This is a genomic window from Collinsella sp. AM24-1 (assembly GCF_003470325.1).
Classification (GTDB): Bacteria; Actinomycetota; Coriobacteriia; order Coriobacteriales; family Coriobacteriaceae; genus Collinsella.
The window spans coordinates 45,245-64,259 of the sequence record NZ_QRHM01000008.1; the positions used below are offsets into that span (position 1 = coordinate 45,245).

Annotated in this window: 23 protein-coding genes; 8 read left to right on the top strand and 15 right to left on the bottom strand. The window is 59.2% G+C overall.

The window, feature by feature from the left end; all coding sequences use genetic code 11:
- Nucleotides 1-57 precede the first annotated feature (57 nt).
- The 8 genes from DW661_RS04495 to DW661_RS04530 all read right to left on the bottom strand — a co-directional run bounded on the left by DW661_RS04495 (nt 58) and on the right by DW661_RS04530 (nt 8,584).
- On the bottom strand, nt 58-810 hold the full coding sequence (locus DW661_RS04495; protein ID WP_055251428.1) for an amino acid ABC transporter ATP-binding protein: 753 nt from the start codon (nt 808-810) through the stop codon (nt 58-60).
- Nucleotides 811-822: 12 nt separating this feature from the next.
- Entirely contained in the window at nt 823-2,184 is a 1,362-nt protein-coding gene (locus DW661_RS04500) for an ABC transporter permease subunit (protein WP_233547453.1), read from the bottom strand.
- 116 nt (nt 2,185-2,300) lie between these two features.
- On the bottom strand, nt 2,301-3,161 hold the full coding sequence (locus tag DW661_RS04505; protein WP_117776450.1) for an ABC transporter substrate-binding protein: 861 nt from the start codon (nt 3,159-3,161) through the stop codon (nt 2,301-2,303).
- Nucleotides 3,162-3,308: 147 nt separating this feature from the next.
- Entirely contained in the window at nt 3,309-4,175 is an 867-nt protein-coding gene (locus DW661_RS04510; RefSeq protein ID WP_117776451.1) for a deoxyribonuclease IV, read from the bottom strand.
- 95 nt (nt 4,176-4,270) lie between these two features.
- On the bottom strand, nt 4,271-5,461 hold the full coding sequence (locus tag DW661_RS04515; RefSeq protein WP_117776452.1) for an aldo/keto reductase: 1,191 nt from the start codon (nt 5,459-5,461) through the stop codon (nt 4,271-4,273).
- 336 nt (nt 5,462-5,797) lie between these two features.
- Complete coding sequence (locus DW661_RS04520; protein ID WP_117776453.1) at nt 5,798-5,998, bottom strand: hypothetical protein; 201 nt, start codon at nt 5,996-5,998, stop codon at nt 5,798-5,800.
- A gap of 186 nt (nt 5,999-6,184) precedes the next feature.
- On the bottom strand, nt 6,185-6,961 hold the full coding sequence (locus DW661_RS04525) for a hypothetical protein (RefSeq protein ID WP_117776454.1): 777 nt from the start codon (nt 6,959-6,961) through the stop codon (nt 6,185-6,187).
- A 312-nt stretch (nt 6,962-7,273) separates the two neighbouring features.
- Nucleotides 7,274-8,584 carry an O-acetylhomoserine aminocarboxypropyltransferase/cysteine synthase family protein gene (locus tag DW661_RS04530; RefSeq protein WP_118934806.1) on the bottom strand — a complete coding sequence of 437 codons (1,311 nt, stop codon included), beginning with the start codon at nt 8,582-8,584 and terminating at the stop codon, nt 7,274-7,276.
- Between the two features lie 272 nt (nt 8,585-8,856).
- Here DW661_RS04530 and DW661_RS04535 point away from each other — a divergent pair, with 272 nt between their 5' ends.
- The 5 genes from DW661_RS04535 (at nt 8,857) to DW661_RS04555 (ending at nt 12,381) form a co-directional block, all read left to right on the top strand.
- Complete coding sequence (locus DW661_RS04535; protein ID WP_117776456.1) at nt 8,857-9,759, top strand: LysR family transcriptional regulator; 903 nt, start codon at nt 8,857-8,859, stop codon at nt 9,757-9,759.
- Between the two features lie 48 nt (nt 9,760-9,807).
- A complete protein-coding gene (gene rnhA / locus DW661_RS04540; protein WP_117776457.1) occupies nt 9,808-10,344 on the top strand; it encodes a ribonuclease HI in 537 nt (178 codons plus the stop codon).
- A 75-nt stretch (nt 10,345-10,419) separates the two neighbouring features.
- Nucleotides 10,420-11,526, top strand: a complete 1,107-nt coding sequence (locus tag DW661_RS04545) for a Gfo/Idh/MocA family protein (protein WP_118934807.1) — start codon at nt 10,420-10,422, stop codon at nt 11,524-11,526.
- Between the two features lie 2 nt (nt 11,527-11,528).
- The gene (locus tag DW661_RS04550) at nt 11,529-11,939 is read left to right on the top strand and encodes an acylphosphatase (protein ID WP_117583885.1); all 411 of its coding nucleotides are present in this window, start codon (nt 11,529-11,531) and stop codon (nt 11,937-11,939) included.
- Nucleotides 11,940-12,000: 61 nt separating this feature from the next.
- On the top strand, nt 12,001-12,381 hold the full coding sequence (locus DW661_RS04555; RefSeq protein ID WP_199580532.1) for a Fur family transcriptional regulator: 381 nt from the start codon (nt 12,001-12,003) through the stop codon (nt 12,379-12,381).
- A 76-nt stretch (nt 12,382-12,457) separates the two neighbouring features.
- Here DW661_RS04555 and DW661_RS04560 read toward each other — a convergent pair whose 3' ends face one another.
- The 3 genes from DW661_RS04560 to DW661_RS04570 all read right to left on the bottom strand — a co-directional run bounded on the left by DW661_RS04560 (nt 12,458) and on the right by DW661_RS04570 (nt 14,348).
- Complete coding sequence (locus DW661_RS04560; RefSeq protein WP_117776460.1) at nt 12,458-13,255, bottom strand: HAD-IIB family hydrolase; 798 nt, start codon at nt 13,253-13,255, stop codon at nt 12,458-12,460.
- 82 nt (nt 13,256-13,337) lie between these two features.
- Nucleotides 13,338-13,916, bottom strand: a complete 579-nt coding sequence (locus DW661_RS04565; protein ID WP_117776461.1) for an urease accessory protein UreE — start codon at nt 13,914-13,916, stop codon at nt 13,338-13,340.
- 3 nt (nt 13,917-13,919) lie between these two features.
- Nucleotides 13,920-14,348 (bottom strand): peptidylprolyl isomerase, encoded by a 429-nt coding sequence (locus DW661_RS04570; protein WP_118934809.1) that lies wholly within the window; start codon nt 14,346-14,348, stop codon nt 13,920-13,922.
- A gap of 120 nt (nt 14,349-14,468) precedes the next feature.
- On the opposite strand from DW661_RS04570, the gene DW661_RS04575 reads away from it, so the two are divergent.
- Together DW661_RS04575 and DW661_RS04580 are read left to right on the top strand one after the other, a co-directional pair.
- A complete protein-coding gene (locus DW661_RS04575) occupies nt 14,469-15,482 on the top strand; it encodes a dipeptidase (protein ID WP_118934811.1) in 1,014 nt (337 codons plus the stop codon).
- A gap of 74 nt (nt 15,483-15,556) precedes the next feature.
- Nucleotides 15,557-16,333 carry a M48 family metallopeptidase gene (locus DW661_RS04580; RefSeq protein ID WP_158568411.1) on the top strand — a complete coding sequence of 259 codons (777 nt, stop codon included), beginning with the start codon at nt 15,557-15,559 and terminating at the stop codon, nt 16,331-16,333.
- Between the two features lie 6 nt (nt 16,334-16,339).
- Here the strand turns inward: DW661_RS04580 and folB are convergent, their stop codons facing one another.
- The 4 genes from folB to nrdG form a co-directional block, all read right to left on the bottom strand.
- Nucleotides 16,340-16,825, bottom strand: coding sequence for a dihydroneopterin aldolase (gene folB, locus DW661_RS04585; protein ID WP_055251396.1), 486 nt, complete (start codon nt 16,823-16,825; stop codon nt 16,340-16,342).
- A 43-nt stretch (nt 16,826-16,868) separates the two neighbouring features.
- Entirely contained in the window at nt 16,869-17,450 is a 582-nt protein-coding gene (locus DW661_RS04590; protein ID WP_171021502.1) for an HD domain-containing protein, read from the bottom strand.
- 2 nt (nt 17,451-17,452) lie between these two features.
- Complete coding sequence (gene folE, locus DW661_RS04595) at nt 17,453-18,010, bottom strand: GTP cyclohydrolase I FolE (RefSeq protein WP_117735797.1); 558 nt, start codon at nt 18,008-18,010, stop codon at nt 17,453-17,455.
- A 66-nt stretch (nt 18,011-18,076) separates the two neighbouring features.
- Nucleotides 18,077-18,658 (bottom strand): anaerobic ribonucleoside-triphosphate reductase activating protein, encoded by a 582-nt coding sequence (gene nrdG / locus DW661_RS04600; RefSeq protein WP_117735798.1) that lies wholly within the window; start codon nt 18,656-18,658, stop codon nt 18,077-18,079.
- A gap of 116 nt (nt 18,659-18,774) precedes the next feature.
- Between nrdG and DW661_RS10150 the strand changes: the two genes are divergently transcribed.
- Nucleotides 18,775-18,948: a hypothetical protein gene (locus tag DW661_RS10150; protein WP_158568412.1), complete on the top strand. Its 174-nt coding sequence runs from the start codon at nt 18,775-18,777 to the stop codon at nt 18,946-18,948.
- Nucleotides 18,949-19,015 lie beyond the last annotated feature (67 nt).

Here is a 19,015-nt window from a genome sequence, read left to right on the forward strand (position 1 = left end):
GGGGGCTGGATTCAAGTCCAGCCCCCGCTCTTTTGTAACGGCAGTTACATCAACCGGCTACGAGATATTTCCCAAGAACGCCTTGGTGCGCTCGCTCTTGGGGTGGTCGAAGACCTCGCTCGGCGTACCCTCTTCCACAATGACGCCGCCGTCCATAAAGACGACGCGGTCGGCGACATCGCGGGCAAAGCCCATCTCGTGCGTCACGACGATCATGGTCATGCCGTCGCGTGCCAGGTCGCGCATGACACCCAGGACGTCGCGCACGAGCTCGGGGTCGAGCGCCGAGGTGGCCTCGTCAAAGAGCATGACGTGCGGGTTCATCGACAGGGCGCGGGCGATGGCAACGCGCTGCTGCTGACCGCCCGAGAGCTGGCTCGGCATAAAGTCGATACGCTCGGCAAGACCGACCTTGGTCAGCTCCTCGACGGCAATTTTCTCGGCCTCTTCCTTGCTGCGCTTGAGCACCTTCTGCTGCGCGAGCATGACGTTCTTTTTGACTGAGAGGTGCGGGAACAAATTGAACTGCTGGAACACCATACCCAGATGCGTGCGCACCTTGTTAAGATCGACGCCCTTGGCGCACACGTCCACACCCTCAACGACAATCGAGCCGCTCGTGGGATGCTCAAGACGGTTGATGCAGCGAAGCATCGTCGACTTACCCGAGCCCGAGGGACCCAGAACTACGACGACCTCGCCCTTGTGCACATCCAGATCGATATCGCGCAGGACCACGTTATCGCCAAAGGCCTTCTGGAGGTTCTTGATGCTGACGACGACCTCGTTCGAGTTATTGGTTTCGCTCATGATAGGACCTCCTTACAGACCGGCGATGTGGTCGGCGGGCGTCGCGACGACCTGTCCAGCGCTCTTGGCGGGACGCTTCTTCTTGGTTTCGGCCGTCCCCAGAAGCCTCGCCTCAAGACCGCTCACCAAGCGAGCAAGCGGCAGGGTGATGACCAGGTAGAACAGCGCGGCAACCACATACGGCGTAATGGAACCCGTCGTGGCCACGATGGTACGGGCGTTCATGACGATCTCGACCACGCCCACGGCCGCGAGCAGCGACGTATCCTTGTAAAGCAGGATGAACTCACTGGTCAGCGTAGGCAGGACATTGCGGAACGTCTGCGGAATCATAACGTAGAGCAGCGTCTGGAAGGCGTTCATGCCCAGCGAGCGCGCGGCCTCGTTCTGGCCCCTGGGGATCGACTGAATACCGGCGCGGAAGATCTCGCACAGGTAGGCGGACGAGTTCATGGCCATGACGATGACGCCCAGCACATAGTCGTCAACCTTGACGCCGGCCAGCGGCAGACCGAAGAACGCGATGTAGATCTGCAGGAACGCCGGCGTACCGCGGATGATATTCACATAGATGCCGGCAAGGCAACGCAGGATGCGCGACTTGGAGATGCGCATGAGCGACAAGGCAAAGCCAAAGGGAATTGCCAGCGGAAACGCCACGAGCACGATCGAGAGCGACATGAGGAAGCCTTTGAAGACGATCGGCAGGCTCTGGACCAAAATGACCGGGTTCAGGAACAGGCGAAGGAACATGTTGGAATTCCACGCCTCGACCCACGGCTGCTCCTTAAGGTCGGCCAGGAAGTTATCGAATGCCGTCACGCCCTTAATCTCGACGGAAGGAATCTTAGAAATCTTCTTGGTCGAACCGTCGGCGAGCGTATAGGTGCCGCTGAAGGCCTCATCGCCGCCCTCGACGGGAAACGTCACGCCGTAAACCTCGACACGGAAAAAGCCGCCGGCAGGCGCCGTCTCGCCAAAGTCGATCTTGAGCGTCTGGCCATCGGCCTTGCACGTGGGCTTCATGGGCGTACGGTCCATGAGGTCCTCGCCCGAGAGCATCGTCAATCGCGTGTCATCGGTACCAAACGTCGCGCCGTCGACAAACGTCAGCGAAAGACCGCTCAGCTCCTCGTCGGCATCGGCCTGAACTTCCCAGGTAATGCGCGTCTCGGTGCCGCCGACCACAGCGCTGCCCGAACCGGTGTTGGGTCGGGCGGTAATCTTTGCGGTCTCAAGCGCCTGGGCGGTCGTGGGCGCATATGCCCCCGCGCACACCAGCGCGAGCGCCACGGCCATGACGCAGGCTAGCTTTTGGAGCAAGGCGGACAGTGAAAAACGCTGCTCCGTGGCCCCTTTGTTCAATCGAGACAAGGTGGCTCCTATCGTAGAAGTTGCCGGCAAAACAAGACGGAAACGCGGTCCGTCGAGAGAAGCGCAAAGGCCCTCTCCGCAAAACGGAAAGGGCCCGCACGCAATCAAGCATTAATTTACTTGATGCTGTACTTAGCCATGAGGGCGTCAACGGCACCGTCGTCGGTCAGGTCCTTGATGGCCTGGTTGATGTCGTCCTTGAGCTTGGTGTTGCCCTGGTTGATGGCGATGGCGTACTCCTCGCCGGTGCTAATCTGCTTGATGGTCTGGCAGGTGTTGAACTGCTCGGCGGTCAGCTGGCTGGCAACGGAGCGGTTGGTGACTACTGCGTCGCCCTTATCGGACTGCAGGGCGCTGAAGCACTCGGTGGCGTCCTTGTAGGGAACAATCTTGGCCTTGGGGAAGTTCTCCTGGGCAAAGGCCTCGGCGGTCGAGCCAGACTGGACGATGATGGTAGCGTCGGCGTTGTTGAGCTTCTCGCTGAAGTTGTCGGCCGTGATGTCGGTGTTATCGACCTTGGTCACGATAGCCTGATCGTCCATGTAGTAAGAGTCGGAGAAAGTGACTTCCTTCTCACGCTCGGGCGTGTCAGTGATAGCCGCGATGGCGACGTCGTACTTGGCGCCCGAAGCGACGCCCGGAACCAGCGTGTCGAAGTCGTTGTTGACGTACTCGACATCCAGACCCAGCTTATCGCCGATAGCCTTAATGAGTTCAAGGTCAAAGCCCTGGTAGTCGCCGTTGTCATCCTTGTACTCAAACGGCGCGTACTCGGCAGAGGTGCCGACGGTGAGCGTACCGTCCTTGACGAGCGCGTACTCCTTGGAGCCGTCGACCTTCTCGACCTTAGCGTCGTCAGAGCTGCTGGAACTGGCATCAGAACCAGAGGTGGCGTTGGACGAGCCGCAGCCCGTCAGTGCAAGAGCGAGCGCCATGGCGCCCGTGGCGGCAAATGCACCAAGCTTCTTGAGCTTCATAATCAGTCTCCTTCCAGTGACCCCATTTGATTCAGGGGTCTGCAAAAACTGTTGGTTATTATGCACCTGTAAGTGCGAATCTGCAATTAGAAAACTGATTGAAACAATCACATAACGTGAATGGAACACTCCACTTTGTGACAGTCGTTACTGCTGTAACGACCTTAAAAGTTTGATTTCAGCTGCATAACCTGCAAGTTCGTTCGGCGTCTCCAAAATGAACGGCAATGCACGCAAACGGCTATTCGATACAATAATCTGCATAACCTGCATACCACCGCCAAACTCCTCGCTGCCAAGGTATCCCTTGCCGATGCACTCGTGACGATCTTTATGGGCACCACAGGGGTTCTTCGAATCGTTGATGTGTACGGCACGCAAGCGGTCGATACCCACCACGCGGTCGAACTCGTCGAGTACGCCGTCCAGATCATGGATGATGTCGTAGCCGGCATCGCTCACATGGCAGGTGTCCAGACACACGCCCAGCTTGTCCGATAGCTCTGGACGCCTGGCGGCAGCACCCTCGATAATGCGCGCCAGCTCTTCAAAGCTACGGCCCACCTCGGTACCCTTGCCCGCCATGGTCTCGAGCAGCACCGTCGTCTGCTGTCCCTCAAACATCACCTGACACAAGGTGTCGACGATCATCTGAATGCCGGCATCAGTCCCCTGCCCCACATGCGCGCCGGGGTGGAAGTTGTAGTAGTTGCCGGGCAGCGCTTCCAGACGCTGCAAGTCCTCGGCCATGGCCTCCAAGGCAAACTCGCGCGCCCGCTCTTTAGCCGAACAGGGGTTATAGGTATACGGGGCATGAGCCACAAGCGGGCCAAAATCGTTTTGCTCCATAAGCTCGCGCAGGGCCGCCACATCATCCATATCAAGGTCTTTCGCCTTGCCACCACGCGGGTTGCGCGTAAAGAACGCAAAGGTATTGGCGCCAATGGACAACGCCGTCTCCCCCATCGCCCGATAGCCCTTCGTCGTCGAAAGATGACACCCGATCGTCAGCATCTCCAACTCCCCCTCATCAGTTGCGGTGAAATACGGTCTATTGGTGCCTTATTTTGGCGCAAACAGACCGTATTCCACCGCAACTTATAAAAGGGTCATGAGGAGCGCGTTTTGTTGAAGGCCTTAAGCACCGCCGTCACGGGACCAGGCTGAAAACGGCGGCGTACGTCGTCCAAGCGCCCGGGGATATCGATGTGCTGCGGACAATGCCGCGCGCATTTGCCGCATTTGACGCAATTGCTCACCAACTTGGACTCGCTCGTGCGCACCGCACTCGCCGTAAAGTATTGTGACAGCCCCGTAAACCAGCTGTGCGCATAGCTCGCGTTGTAGGCGGCAAAGCAGCCGGGAATGTTGATACCCTTGGGACATGGCATGCAGTAGCCACATCCCGTGCAGGGCACACGGTTCGATTTCTCAAACTCCATCAACACGCGCGCAATCGTGTCGAGCTGGTTGGCAGTCATCGAATTCGGCAACGCGAGGTCTGCCAGTGACGAATTCTCGTCCACCTGCGCGGTATCGGTCATGCCCGAAAGCAGCATCGTCACCTGAGGATGGTTCCACACCCACGAAAGCCCCCAGGCGGCAGGAGTACGCAGGTGCGGGTCACGGGCGTCGTCGAGCACAGCGCGAGCCCGCGGCGGCAGCTTGCCCGCCAGACGCCCGCCCAGCAGCGGCTCCATCACAAACACCGCGAGCCCGCGCTCCGCGGCCGCCATGAGTCCTGCTGTTCCCGCCTGATATCGCTCTCCAGCGTAATTGTACTGGATCTGGCAAAAGTCCCACTCATATGCATCGAGCATCGTCATGAAATCCGCCGCGCTGCCGTGGTACGAAAAACCAATCTGGCGAATGCGCCCCGCCACCTTTTGACGCGCAATCCAGTCCTCGATGCCCAACGCCACCACACGTTCCCACTGGGCGGGCGAGGTAATGTTGTGCATGAGGTAATAGTCGATACGGTCGGTCCGCAGGCGACGCAGCTGCTCGTCGAAGAACCGATCGAAATCCTCCGCGCATTTGCACGAAGCATGCGGCAGCTTGGTTGCGAGCAAAACCTGGTCGCGCAAGCCCAGGCGCTCAAGCGACGCCCCCACGCACGCCTCGTTGCCGGGATAGAGATAGGCCGTGTCCAGGTAGTTAATCCCCTGCTCCACCGCACGGGAGATGATGGCGTCGGCAGTCTTCGCATCCGGGCGTCCCGGCGCACCGGGAAACCTCATGCAGCCCAGCCCCAACGCCGAGATACGGTTGCCGCTTTTGGGGTCAACGCGGTATTGCACGGCCCCTCCCTTCGCCATCAGCGCCCCGGCAAGGCGAAACACAATGGTCACGCAGCCGAAACATCGTGGAATCGCAATCGAGAACGTATCGTAACGCAGCAGAAATCGAGCTGTCACGGCACCGCATTAACATCAGCAAAAAGCCCGATGAAAGGAGCTTCCCGCCACGGGCGCTGTCATCTTCTGCACCTTCCCCAAGGTGCGCGATGGCGTTGGATATCCCACGCGCGTCTTTGCGGTCTGCCCCGCGTCATAAGTTCCCATGCGTTTGTTCTTCTAAATACGACCACCCGGCGCATGCGACATGTTCCGGCAAAACCAGAGTTGAGGCCATCTTTAAGACCCCACGATCTCGTCCTCATCATCACGACAAAGGACGACACCGGCACTTCCCAGCACAGCGACAGCAATTAAGGCCCCAACAACGATAGGAGCAGCTCCGCACGCGCCCTGCATGCCCGCGACCAGCGCGGCCGTGGGGCCAAGACAACCAAGTACCAATGCGACGACGGCAATAGCGATATCTCGAGCGTTCATGAGACCACTTCCTCCACGGGAAAGACCTTGCTTCTCATGGCTTAGTGTGCCCCGCGCCCATATGCCCAACGTAGCGCCACGGTAAAGGTTCTGTTAACCCAAATGCATATATAAAACGGGCGTCTTTACGTTGCCCGAAAGCTCGGTAAAGACGCCCGCCCATCATATGTCTATAGCGCGAACAGATTACCAACCGGTGTAGTAATCGGTCGTTCCGGCTGCGCAGCCCGAATCGTAGACCTTGCACTCGCCCTTGGAACCGGTAAACGTGGAGCCTTGGGCCTTATCGCCCGCGGCCACGACGTAGTAGCCGTCGGAATCGCGCCAGAAGCCCTCAGAATCCTGAGTCCATTCGCCCGTGCGATAGTGATAAAGCACATTGCTGCTGTAATAGGTCTCGCGGCGCCCGTTGTAGTTATTGACACCCGTAGAGCGCGTCAGGCCCGATCCGTTCGCGTAGGACGCGGCAGACGCGTAGGACGGAGTGTAACCGGCGTTATGGTACGAAGCCTGGGCGGCCTCGGCAGCCTCCGCCTCGGCGGCAGCAACCTCGAGCGCTTCGCGCTTGGCATCCTCAAGTGCAGTGCGCAGCTCATCGAGCTCGGTCGACTTCGCGTCGACCTCCTCCATCGTCAAAAGACTGCCCGCACCGTCGATACAACCCTGCAGCACAGCGCGCTCGTCATCGGTAGCATAGTCACCGTACATGTTCATGATGATCTGAGCGCGCATCTCCAGGGAATCGCGCTTAGCCTCCATCGAGGCGTTCCACTCCTGCATGGAACCATAACCATCGCCGCGATAGTCAACGGGCTGTACCAGCGTCGTCTCGGACGGTGTAGATCCAACCGTATCGGACAGTGTTGCGGCGTGGGCATCAGTTGCGCCGGCGCCCGCCAAAAGTGCCACGGTCAGAGCGGCGGAAAGGGCGGCGGCTTTCGGTTTTCGTGAATCGATCCTCATGTAGCTGGAAACCTCCGTAGTGCGTTTTTGCTGCGTTTGAGCTGCGTATGATTCAATCGCGCTGCATAGTACCCCGAGCAAATCGCGACCTGCGGCTTTACTCAAAAGGCGCACGTCAATTGCGTAAAACTCACATCCTCTCAACAGGAGTTTTCCACAACTCGAATGCATAAAGCGTGTCAAAAACCCTGTTTTTGCACCCGCTCTATGCAAAAAAGGCGCCTGTGCAACCATTGTTCGCACAGGCACCTTGAGCAGGCATTTTATGCAGTTATACCTATCGGGTCGCAAGGGGTCCTTGCACAAGTCGCCTTACTCGTCCAGCGCGGCGAAGGCCTGCTTCAGATCCCAAATGATATCCTCGGCGTTCTCGGTACCAATGGAAAGACGGATCGTGGAGGGCGTGATGTTCTGCTCGGCGAGCTCCTCGGCAGAGAGCTGGGAGTGCGTGGTGGTAGCCGGGTGCACGACGAGCGACTTGACGTCGGCCACGTTGGCGAGCAGCGAAAACACCTGCAGATGATCGATGAACTTCCAGGCGGCCTCCTGGCCACCCTTAATCTCAAAGGTAAAGATCGAGGCACCGCCGTTGGGGAAATATTGCTTGTAGAGCTCATGGTCAGGGTGCTCAGGCAGGCTCGGGTGGTTCACCTTGGCAACATGGCTGTCACCGGTCAGGAACTCAACGACCTTCTTGGTATTCTCGACATGACGGTCAACGCGCAGCGACAGAGTCTCGGTGCCCTGGAGCAGGACCCAGGCGTTGAACGGGCTGATGCAGGCACCCTCGTCACGCAGCAGGATGGCGCGGACATAGGTTGCGAAGGCGGCGGGACCGACAGCCTCGGCAAACGAAACGCCGTGGTAGGAGGGGTTGGGCTCGGCGATCTGGGCGTACTTTCCGCTCGCCTTCCAATCGAAGTTACCGCCGTCGACGATCACACCGCCCAGCGAGGTGCCGTGGCCGCCGATGAACTTGGTTGCGGAGTGGACGACGATGTTGGCACCATGCTCCAGCGGACGGAACAGATACGGGGTGCCGAAGGTGTTGTCGACGACAACCGGCAGACCGTGCTTCTTGGCGATCTCGGAGATGGCGTCGATGTTGGGGATGTCGGAGTTGGGGTTGCCGAGCGTCTCGAGGTAGATGACCGTGGTGTTGTCCTTGATGGCCCCCTCGACCTCTTCCAGGTTATGGGCATCGACGAAGGTGGTCTCGACGCCAAACTGGGAGAGCGTATGCTCCAGCAGGTTGTAGGAGCCACCGTAGATGGTCTTCTGAGCCACCACGTGGTCACCGGCCTGGGCAAGAGCCTGCAGGGTATAGGTGATGGCAGCAGCACCGGAGGCGACGGCGAGACCCGCCACGCCACCCTCGAGTGCGGCGATACGGTCCTCGAAGACGCCCTGGGTGGAGTTGGTCAGACGGCCGTAGATGTTACCAGCATCGGCAAGACCAAAGCGGTCGGCGGCGTGCTGGGAGTTGCGGAACACATAGCTCGTGGTCTGGTAGATAGGCACGGCGCGGGAGTCGGATGCGGGATCGGCGCTCTCCTGGCCAACGTGAAGCTGCAGGGTATCGAAACCAAAGGTGTGCTCGGGGTTGTTGATGAACTGGCTCATGATGATCTCCTTGATCGAACAAAAGTAAATAAAAAGAGAGAAGTAAGTCGCTGTCTCCTGATCACGCCAACGGGCGCAAACAGGAGCCCGGCATTCGTCTTGGTAAGCAATTCATATGCGGGCCTCCTTTCGCATCCCGGTTCCGTGGTTGGCTTAATTACCTACCGCCTTTGTGTGTTTTGAATAGTACGAGCATTATTTCCTTCGGTCAATCACTTAAAAGCGCTAACCTGTTATCGTTTTTATAGATAACAATCGAAAGGATTGCGTCGATGACCCTCCAGCAGCTTCGTTTTCTGATTGCCGTGGCAGAGTCCGGCTCAATCAACGCCGCAGCTCAGCGCCTCTATACCGCTCAGTCCAACATCTCAAACGCCGTCAAAAGCCTGGAACAGGAGCTCCATCTGGAGATCTTTACGCGCTCCAGCCGCGGCGTCACGCTCACCAACGACGGCACCGAGCTTTTGGGCTATGCGCGTCAAGTCGTAGAGCAGGCCGATATGCTCGAGGCCCGCTACGAGGACGGCGGCACGCCCCAGGCGCGCCTTGCCATCTCGGCCCAGCATTACGCTTTTTCGGTCGAGGCCTTCGTCAACGTCGTCGAGCGCTGCCGGGACAGCAAGTTCGAATTCATCATGCGCGAGACCACCACGTCGCAGATCATCGATGACGTCCGCGCGTTTCGCAGCGACATCGGCATCCTCTATCTGGACGACTTTAACGCCCGCATTCTGCAGAAGGCCTTCGCCGATGCCCGCGCAAGCTTCCATCCCCTCTTCGACGCGACGGTCCACGTCTTCGTTAGCGAGCGCCACCCGCTCGCACGCCGCCCGCAGCTGTCCCTTGCCGACCTTACACCCTATACGCGCTACAGCTTTGAGCAAGGCACCTCGAGCTCCTTCTATTACGCCGAGGAACCTTTTAGCTATATCCTTTGCGACCGCAACATACGAATCTCGGACCGCGGAACACTTACTAACTTACTTATCACGTCGAACGGTTACACCCTGTCGACCGGTGTCCTCTCCAATGAAATGCAATGGGGTATGGCATCGATCCCGTTAGCAGACGCCCCAACGATGCACGTAGGCTATATCATGCACGACGAGCGCAAGCCCTCTCCCCTCTTGCAGCAATACCTCGACGAGCTCAACCGCATCATCCGTGCCAACTAACTGTCGGAAGACGGGGTAGAAATCGTAGATTGCTAGCCCCCGGCGGGCATGGCGCTACAATGGTCACTCACACGAAACGTACCCAACGAAAGGAAGCCCGTGAAGGTCATCATCTATACCGACGGCTCGGCCCGATCAAATCCGGGACGCGGCGGCTACGGCGCCGTGCTCAAATACACCAACCCCGCCGGCAAGACCTTCACCTCCGAGCTTTCGCGCGGCTACGCCAAGACCACCAACAACCGCATGGAGCTCATGGCGGTCATCGTGGCGCTCGAGGCACTTAACCGCCCCTGCGAGGTCGAGGTCCATTCCGATTCGCAGTACGTCGTCAACGCCTTCAACAAGCACTGGATTGACGGCTGGAAAAAGCGCGGATGGAAAACCGCCAACAAGCAGCCCGTCAAGAACCGCGACCTGTGGGAGCGCCTACTCGCCGCCAAAAGCAAGCACAAGGTTGAGTTCATCTGGGTTAAGGGTCACGCCGGCCATGAGCTCAACGAGCGCTGCGATGAGCTCGCCACCACGGCGGCCGACGGCAGCAACCTCGATATCGATACCGGCTTTAACGAGAGCGACCTGTAACGGCGTTTTCGCACGCTATTTCCTGCCCCCTCGCGCTACACTCATCCTGTAAACCGAACGGAACGAGGGGGATACATGCTGCGTATAGCGACCATCGGCACATCTATGATTACCGACGACTTTATCCAGGTCGTCAACGCTAACGACCAAGCCGCGTTTGTGGGCACGCTCTCGCGCGATGCCGAGCGCGGCGCCGCCTTTACCGCCGAACACGGCGGCGAGCGTAACTTCACCGCACTTGACGAGCTTGCGTCCGCCGACGACGTCGACGCCGTCTACATCGGCAGCCCCAATGCGCTTCACTACGAGCAGGCCCTTGCCTGCATCGCCGGTGGCAAGCATGTCATCGTCGAGAAGCCCTTCTGCGCCACCGAAGCGCAGGCGCTGGAAGTCTTCCGCGCTGCCGAGGCAGCAGGTGTCGTGGCCCTCGAGGCCATGCGTCCCCTCCACGATCCCGCCTTCCACGCCATCGAGGACGCCCTGGGCGAGATCGCCCCCATCCGCCGCGCCTCATTGCGCTTTGGCAAATATTCCTCGCGCTACAACGAGATTCTCGCGGGACGCGCCACCAATATCTTCGACTGCAATATGGCATCGGGCTCCCTCATGGACATTGGCGTCTACACCGTCGAGCCCATGGTCGAGATTTTCGGCATGCCCTCCGGCCTTACGAGCATGGCTACTCTGCTCGACCCCACCACGCAACAGCTCACGCACGGCCCCATCGATGGCTGCGGCTCCATCCTCGCCAGCTACGGCGGTGGCCGTATCTCCGTCGAGCTCGCGCACTCCAAAATTACGAACGACCTGCTGCCCTCGCAAATCGAAGGCGAGCGTGGCACTATCCAGATCGACCATCTGTCCACGCCCCGCAAAGTCCGCATCGACTATCGCGGCGACGTCGTACGCGGCTCGGCGACCGAGGCACCGCGCGAACAGGGAGACAACGGCCGCGTGCTCGACCTGCCCAAATCGAGCAACACTATGGAATACGAACTCACAGACTTTATCACCGCCATCTGCGGCATCGATAACGTTAAGGAAGAGATTTGGGAGACCCCGGCGGGACGCCACGAGCTTGGCCACTACCGCGATGTCACGCTCGTCTCGCTGCGCATCATGGATGCCGTGCGCCAGCAGGCCGGCATAACCTTCCCGGCCGACGCAGGCAAGCAGGCATAGCGATGGGCCTCTTCGATACGTTCTTCTCCAGCGTCACCGGCGGCAGTCGAGAACCTCAAAAACCATCAAACGTCGAGCTCGAGCTGCGCCGCAGGCTTACTGTGCTCGCAAGCGACGAGGCCACTCAAGACACTCCCCTGCGCTATTTCCTGCGCTGGGCGGGGCAAGTCCAGGGCGTTGGCTTTCGCTTTACCAACACCAACCTCGCGCAGGCACGCGCGCTCACCGGCTGGGTGCGTAACATGGAAGACGGCTCAGTCGAGATGGAGATACAGGGAGCTCCGGCAAATATCCTATCTCATCTCGAAGCGCTTCATGCCTCCTACGAGCGCATGGGTACGCGTTTTCGCCTCGTAGACGCCCAGGCCCGAGCCCCACTTGCCAATGAAGACGGTTTCACGCCTCGTTATTAGTATTGTGTGCTAAATACGGTATCATTTACCTACGACCGTTGATAGAAAAGAGGCGAGGCGCATGGCGGTGCAAAGAAGGAATACCAGGCAGCGAAAGTTGGTTCTTGACGCCGTGCGCCAAAGCTATAACCATCCCACCGCCGACGAAATCTACAACGTCGTGCGCGCGCAGGATGACAAAATCAGCCGCGGTACGGTCTACCGCAACCTCAATCTCTTGGCCGACGCCGGCGAGATTCTCTCCATCAAGACGCCGGGCGGAAGTCGCTTCGATCGCACCATCGAGCCGCACGCACATATCATCTGCACCTCGTGCAGCCGCGTCATCGACGTACCGCTCCCCTTCGATGCCCAGATCGACGCCAAGGCGTCCGAGCAAATCGGCTGGCACGTCACGTCGCACTACACCATCTTCGAGGGTCTCTGCCCCGACTGCCGGTAAATGTTTGGAACATGCCTTAAATCCACCTTTTCGCACTTTGCAGCAAAAAATAGATTTCTAGGTATGTCCCGAAAACCTACTCGGCGAGCAGGCGGCGCAGCTCCTCTTCGACCGTGCGCACGTAGCGGACGTGGTCGTTGATGCCACGCATAGAGGGATTGCAGCTCTCCATTAGATAAGGATGGCCCACTACGTTGAGCATGTCGCGGTCGTTTTCGTTATCGCCAAACGCCATCATCTCATCGGGCGAAATACCCAGGGCACGACCGTAATCGGCAAGCGCGGAACCCTTACCCGAACCAAAGCCGATAAAGTCCGTCCATTCGGTTCCCGACGTCATCACGTCAACACGGTCGCTAAAGAGGCGCTCGAAATACTCCAGGGCCGCCGGCTGATCCACCTCGGGCATCTGGAAGGCAATCTTAATGACGTCCTCGTCGATGTCCTCGGGACGGCCGACCACCGCCACATCGCAGTGGACCTCATAGCGCAAATGGTCGACGAACGCATCGTTGCAGCTTATGGTGTAGAGGTGCCCCTCGCAGGAAAGGGTAACGTCGGCATGGGGGTAGGCGACCACGGCATTCGCGATATCCATCGCCAGGTCACGCTCCATAGAGCGCTTGACAACGGCACGCCCCTCGCTCATCACCAGGGCTCCGTTTTCGCATACATAGGCGAGCTCATCGGCCACCGGGGCAAACAGGTAGCGCAAGCTCGCATATTGACGGCCGCTCGCCGGCATAAACACGATACCGCGACGATGCAGTTCATCGATGAGTTCAAAGGCCTCGGAACGCGGCTCGCGCTCCCCCGGATGCAGCAACGTGCCGTCCAAATCGCATGCAATCAGCTTGATTCCCTCAAGACCCATATGCTTCCCCAAAGCCTCCTATCAACAGCAAGACGGACCTTGATTGGTCGCCCCTCAAAGCCCGCCTTGCGTATATACGCGCTTAGCCGCGCGTCTTTTTTACGATGGTAAAGTCGGGAGCCATGCTCACGACGGCCTCCGCCGCACTCGATGCAAAGCGCCGGTCCGCATCGAGTTCACGGGTAACCACCGAGAGCCGAACACCCTCGACGCCCCGGAGCATGCGGCCCAAAACAGGCTGCACCGGCGTATACATGCGCACGGTATGCTCGTCCGAATCGCCTCGGAAAAGCGGCGCGTGCATATTGCCGATCTCCCAGCACGCATGCGCGAGCGCAATCGAATCCATGCGGTCGACTTCGACCAAATAAACCTCGGCGCTGCGCAGGCGCACGACAACCGCCACGGGCTCCATGCCCGAACGGTCGATGGCGAGCACGTCGCCATCGGCAAGACGACCGCCGTCGGCAGCATCCAGCCGAACATCGATCGTGCGCCCCAGCTCCGTCACGCCCGCAAACGCGCATACATCAGCCCGGTCCCAATCGAACAGTAGCTCGTCAACTTCAAAGACGCCGCCCAACTTCCGGCGAAGCAGGAGTTCATAGGACGGATCGTTGAGATTTCCCAAGCATGTCGTCGAAACCAAGCGTTCAGGCATACTCTAACCCTCGACCTCAACGAGCTCGATATCAAAGTTGAGGTCCTTGCCGGCCAGCTCGTGGTTGGCGTCGAGCGTCACAGCCTCGGGCGTTACGTCGATGACCACGGCGGGAACGGGCATACCGCTCGGCGTGGACAGGAAAAGCTTCATGCCCTTCTCGATCTGCTTGATGTTGGGAACCTGTTCGGCCGGGAAGGTCAGAACCATCTCGGGATTGTGCTCGCCGTAGGCATCGGCAGCAGGAATGTGCACGGTCTTCTTCTCGCCCACCTGCATGTCGACAACAGCGGCGTCGAAGCCCTTGATCATCTGACCGGCGCCGCAGGTGAACTCCAGCGGCTCGCCGCGATCGTAGGAGCTATCGAACTGCGTGCCGTCATCGAGCGTGCCGCGATAATGGGTCTTGACCTTCTTGCCCTGGTTGGACATGGTAACCTCCGTGATAAGGGCGGCGCACAACGCGGGCCGCCGTGAACATATGGCGCTAACTATACCCTAGTCATACAATTCAATGACAGTTTGCAAAGAAACGCTGCAACCGGAGGAACCATGGCATATCCCGTATTTGACCTACACTGCGACACTGCCGACCGAATCGGCTGGGCCACGCTCGATCTCGACCTGCGCTTTACCGCCGGCACCGACGGTTATTTCCCCGGCGACGAAACGCATCCGCAAGATTTCGACCTCATCGAGGGTAACGCCTGTGCCATCTCGCTCGCAAAGATCGGCAACACGCCGTGGGCACAGTGCTTCGCCACGTTTGTCCCCGACGAGATTCCCACCGCCCACGCCGCGCGCTTCCAGGCGCAGATCATGGCGCATATGAGCGGCCAGGCAATGCTCAACCACGACCGTATGGTCAACGTGCGCAGCGCCGCAGACATTCGCCCCGCGCTCAAGGACGGCAAGGTCGCTTGCATCCACACCATCGAAAACGCCACGTTCTTTGCCGAGGACCCCGCGCTGATCGAGGTGCTCAAGAGCCTGGGCGTGCTTATGTCGTCACTCAGCTGGAACGCGCAGGGACCGCTCGCGAGCGGCCACAACACCCACGCCGGCCTCACCGCCGCCGGCATCGAGGCGCTTACGCAGATGGAGCACGCCGGCATGGTGCTCGACGTCTCCCACTTCAACGATGAGTGCTTTGACGAGGTCGCCGCCCGCGCCACGCGCCCCTTCGTCGCCAGCCACTCCAACTCCCGCGCGGTTTGCGGCGTCAAGCGTAACCTCACCGACGACCAGTTCCGCACCATTCGCGACATGGGCGGTATCGTCGGCCTCAACTACTGCAGCGAGTTCCTTTCCAACGACGCAACCAACAAGACCGCCGCAGACGTCACCTTCGACCAGCTGGCGGCACATATCGAGCACTGGCTCGACCTGGGCGGCGAGGACGTCATCGCACTCGGTGGCGACTGGGACGGTGCCACGGTGCCCGCCTTCCTCTCCGATGCCAGCATGATGCCCGAGTTCCAGAACATGCTTTCCAAGCATTTTGGCAAGACCGTGATGCAAAAGCTCTGCAGCGACAACGCGCTTGCCTTCTTCGAGCGTTATTAATTTCACATCCCTTGAGCGGGCCGGCATGCCGAACGGTCGACATGCCGGCCCGTCCCCAATCCAAAGGACCGCTTTTGACGCAGCAGTTTACGATTTCCGCATCCCGACCGGATGGGACACCCATCCCCGTCGTCGTTACCAAAAAGTGCGTCAAGAACTTCAACCTACGCGTCACTTCGAGCGGTGAGGTCCACGCCAGCGCACCGCTCGGCGCCACCCGCGAGCGTATCGAAGCGTTTGTGAAGCGCAACAGCGCCTGGATTACCAGCCGACTTGCCCAGCGCGAGCAGCGTCAGGCGACGGCACGAGAGCCGCTCAGCCCCTCGTCCATCATTGCACTTTGGGGCAAGCCCATCACGGTACAGGATGCACTCGATCACAACTTTACATCACCCGCACCGCGACCCAAACAGGCCACCTTCGCAAGTTTTATGGGTACCGATGAATCGGACGAAGGCCCACAGGCCAAGCGGCACGCAATCCTCGACGGCCTAACGTCCGATGAGCTCCAAGCCCGTATCGACCAGCTCTATGCAACCGAGGTCACCACGGCGCTGTACGATATGGTGCACGCGTACGAAATCGCAATGGGCGTCACCGTGGCCCGCGTCTCCGTGCGCAGCATGAAAACGCGCTGGGGATCATGCACGCCCAAGACCGGCGCCATTCGCATCGCACTCGAACTTGCCGCCTATCCCATCGAATGCCTCGACATGGTTGTCGCCCACGAGCTCGTCCACTTGCTCGAGCCAAGCCACAATCAGCGATTCCACGCCCTGCTCGACACGTACTGTCCCAACAATAAAGCTCTGTCGCAGCGGCTCAAGCAGCCACCCATAGAGTCGTATTAGAACCGGTTAGCGCACGCGCTCGATCTCGACGCCGCAGCTTGCCAGGGGCAGGCCAACAGGAGCCCACGGCTTATCGAGCTTTATGCGCACACCAAGCAGCGAGGGATAACGGCGCAGCAGCATCTGGGCTGTCCCCTCGGCTGCCGCCTCGATGAGCTTAAACGTATGCTCGCGCAGATAGCCATCGACATCGTGGCACACCGAGCCGTAGTCAATCGAGGCATCCAGGTTATCGTGCTCCCCCGCCGCGCGCAGGTCGGCATAGAGCACCAGAGAAACGATGAACTTCTGACCCAGCGCGTTCTCCTCGGGATACACGCCATGGTTGGCAAAAACCTCAAGGCCGTCAATGACAATACGATCGGCATGGCGCAGATCGTCATAGCTCACGTGAGGCACCGCCGTTGCGGTGGATATTTCGCCCCTTCCACGGCGGGCGAGCTCAGCACCTTCAGTCTTGGTTGCATTCTCGGGCAGTTTTTTGTTACTCAACGCGATCGTCTCCTTCGTTTAGAACCCCGACCGCGCAAACTAACTACACGCGAATCGACAGGTTCTTTTTATCATCGCTCCAGTTGCAAGCATTGCGCGCGGGGCATGCAAAGCAGGCGCGCGACGCTTTGTCGGCTGCATAGAGCAGACGCTCAAGCGGTTGGCTGTTCACGCGCAGCTTTCGATGGCCCAGAATGGCCGTCTTAATGGCTGCGGCATCGGCCGGCTCAAACGCCACGTCATCGGGCATGCCGCCGAGAATCGCATCAGCGACGCGTTCGCTTGCAACATCATGGGATATACCCGATTCATACTGTTCATCTTTGCCGATATCGTGAAGAAGTGCCGTGGCGTAGATGACCTCGCGGTCAAATTCGAGCTGTTCCTCGAGATTCTTGATCCACATAATGCGAGCGACATCGAGCAGATGGTCAATACCGTGGCGGCAGAAGATGCGCCCCGATTCCAACTGTGCAATGTTGCCCAGGTGCCGTCGGAACAGCCCGTTGGCACAAATGTAATCAATGCGAGGCATGGCACCAAAGGGGGCCAGGCCCGAAGCCATAAAGCCGCGACGCGACGTCCCCTCATCGGTCTTCGATGTAAAGTCGTTGACGACTCTCATGGTTAGCGGCCCAACATCCTAAAGAAACGCTCCTCGAGCGCGGGATCGGTCTCAAAGACGCCGCGGCGAGCGAGCGTCACGGTCTTGGTGCCGGGCTTTTGCACGCCACGCATCGTCATGCACATATGCTCGGCCTCCATCAACACAATCGCTCCCTGGGGAGCGAGATAGTCCATGAGGGCATCGGCAACCTGTGCACACAGTTGCTCCTGCAGCTGCAGACGGCGGGCATAAACCTCAACCGTGCGGGCGAGCTTGGAAAGCCCAGCCACCCGACCGTTAGGGATATAACCAATGGCGGCCTTGCCATAAAACGGTAGCAGATGATGTTCACACAGCGAATAGAACGTGATGTCGCGCTCGATAACCAAATCGTTCGAAGCGACGGCAAAGGTTTTGGACAGGTGCTCCTCGGCACTCTGGCCCATGCCGCCGGCGATCTCACCATACATACGGGCAACGCGCGCCGGGGTCTCCAACAGGCCCTCACGAGTTGGGTCCTCGCCTATGCCCTCAAGCAATAGCTTAATGGCGGCCTCGACTTTTTCCTGATCGACCATCTGGGCCTCACTTTTCCGATTTCACGTTCGCGCTATGGTACCACGCCCTCCGGCATCGACCACAAGCTACATAGTATGGGTCGAATAGACCGGATCATCACGCCAAAGTTCAACCGCATCACAAAGCGCAACGCCCTCGCGCTCAGCACGGGCGCGCGTAGCGTTCATATCGATCACGCGCTGGTTACTCGAGCCCCTAAAACGCAATGAGATATCATACAGATCCTGAACAAACGGGCCATCCACCAACATGTCGAGGCAGGCAAGGATACGGTCCGTGACCTCGGTATGGTGGCGGCCTCCCGGCATAAGCTCCTCGAGCACATCGCCGGTGAAGCACCAAATAGTCTTCCCCGACCCCGCTGGATAGGCCGCGCGAACACGCTCGACAAAATCAACGAGTCCCGCTTGATTCTCGGGCTCCATAGGCTCGCCGCCCAGAATCGTCAGGCCGTCAATAAAGGGATGATCGAGGCTCTCGATAATCTTGTCCTCGACGGCACGATCAAACGGCTCGCCCGCGGCAAAGTCCCACGCGACGGAGTTAAAGCAATTCTTGCAGCCACGACGGCACCCGCTCACAAACAGAGAAGTGCGGACGCCTTCTCCATCAGCAATGTCGAAATACTTAATGTTCGCGTAGTTCATAGGTAACTCTCCCGGGAGGCCGGGACATATCATCCCGTCCTCAAACATTCTCGGCCTTCGGCCTGCGAAACTGCGGGCGGGACGATATGTCCCGGCCTCATGCAAAGGGTAACTCAATGAACGAAGCGAACATCGAGTATAGGGTTCGAGGTCTAATAAAAACTGGGTTGCGGCTCAACCGCCATCGCAAGCAAAGCGTTGTTGCAAGTCAACTCATTTCCGCTAAGAACTTCGAGGAGCGAGCAGGCTACGTGCTGCATCTCAGTTACATCAACTTGGCCGCCCCGTAGCGAGGCCCCGGACCTTTACTCGCTATGAGTTCCGCACGAACAGGAGGCGCCAGTGGCGCCTCCTGTT

Excerpts from the sequence above, each read along its gene's own strand:
- DW661_RS04495 (WP_055251428.1), bottom strand. The coding sequence starts at position 810 with ATGAGCGAAACCAATAACTCGAACGAGGTCGTCGTCAGCATCAAGAAC.
- DW661_RS04505 (WP_117776450.1), bottom strand. The coding sequence starts at position 3,161 with ATGAAGCTCAAGAAGCTTGGTGCATTTGCCGCCACGGGCGCCATGGCG.
- DW661_RS04510 (WP_117776451.1), bottom strand. The coding sequence starts at position 4,175 with ATGCTGACGATCGGGTGTCATCTTTCGACGACGAAGGGCTATCGGGCG.
- DW661_RS04520 (WP_117776453.1), bottom strand. The coding sequence starts at position 5,998 with ATGAACGCTCGAGATATCGCTATTGCCGTCGTCGCATTGGTACTTGGT.
- DW661_RS04525 (WP_117776454.1), bottom strand. The coding sequence starts at position 6,961 with ATGAGGATCGATTCACGAAAACCGAAAGCCGCCGCCCTTTCCGCCGCT.
- DW661_RS04530 (WP_118934806.1), bottom strand. The coding sequence starts at position 8,584 with ATGAGCCAGTTCATCAACAACCCCGAGCACACCTTTGGTTTCGATACC.
- DW661_RS04535 (WP_117776456.1), top strand. The coding sequence starts at position 8,857 with ATGACCCTCCAGCAGCTTCGTTTTCTGATTGCCGTGGCAGAGTCCGGC.
- rnhA (WP_117776457.1), top strand. The coding sequence starts at position 9,808 with ATGGCGCTACAATGGTCACTCACACGAAACGTACCCAACGAAAGGAAG.
- DW661_RS04545 (WP_118934807.1), top strand. The coding sequence starts at position 10,420 with ATGCTGCGTATAGCGACCATCGGCACATCTATGATTACCGACGACTTT.
- DW661_RS04550 (WP_117583885.1), top strand. The coding sequence starts at position 11,529 with ATGGGCCTCTTCGATACGTTCTTCTCCAGCGTCACCGGCGGCAGTCGA.
- DW661_RS04555 (WP_199580532.1), top strand. The coding sequence starts at position 12,001 with ATGGCGGTGCAAAGAAGGAATACCAGGCAGCGAAAGTTGGTTCTTGAC.
- DW661_RS04560 (WP_117776460.1), bottom strand. The coding sequence starts at position 13,255 with ATGGGTCTTGAGGGAATCAAGCTGATTGCATGCGATTTGGACGGCACG.
- DW661_RS04565 (WP_117776461.1), bottom strand. The coding sequence starts at position 13,916 with ATGCCTGAACGCTTGGTTTCGACGACATGCTTGGGAAATCTCAACGAT.
- DW661_RS04570 (WP_118934809.1), bottom strand. The coding sequence starts at position 14,348 with ATGTCCAACCAGGGCAAGAAGGTCAAGACCCATTATCGCGGCACGCTC.
- DW661_RS04575 (WP_118934811.1), top strand. The coding sequence starts at position 14,469 with ATGGCATATCCCGTATTTGACCTACACTGCGACACTGCCGACCGAATC.
- DW661_RS04590 (WP_171021502.1), bottom strand. The coding sequence starts at position 17,450 with ATGAGAGTCGTCAACGACTTTACATCGAAGACCGATGAGGGGACGTCG.
- folE (WP_117735797.1), bottom strand. The coding sequence starts at position 18,010 with ATGGTCGATCAGGAAAAAGTCGAGGCCGCCATTAAGCTATTGCTTGAG.
- nrdG (WP_117735798.1), bottom strand. The coding sequence starts at position 18,658 with ATGAACTACGCGAACATTAAGTATTTCGACATTGCTGATGGAGAAGGC.
- DW661_RS10150 (WP_158568412.1), top strand. The coding sequence starts at position 18,775 with ATGAACGAAGCGAACATCGAGTATAGGGTTCGAGGTCTAATAAAAACT.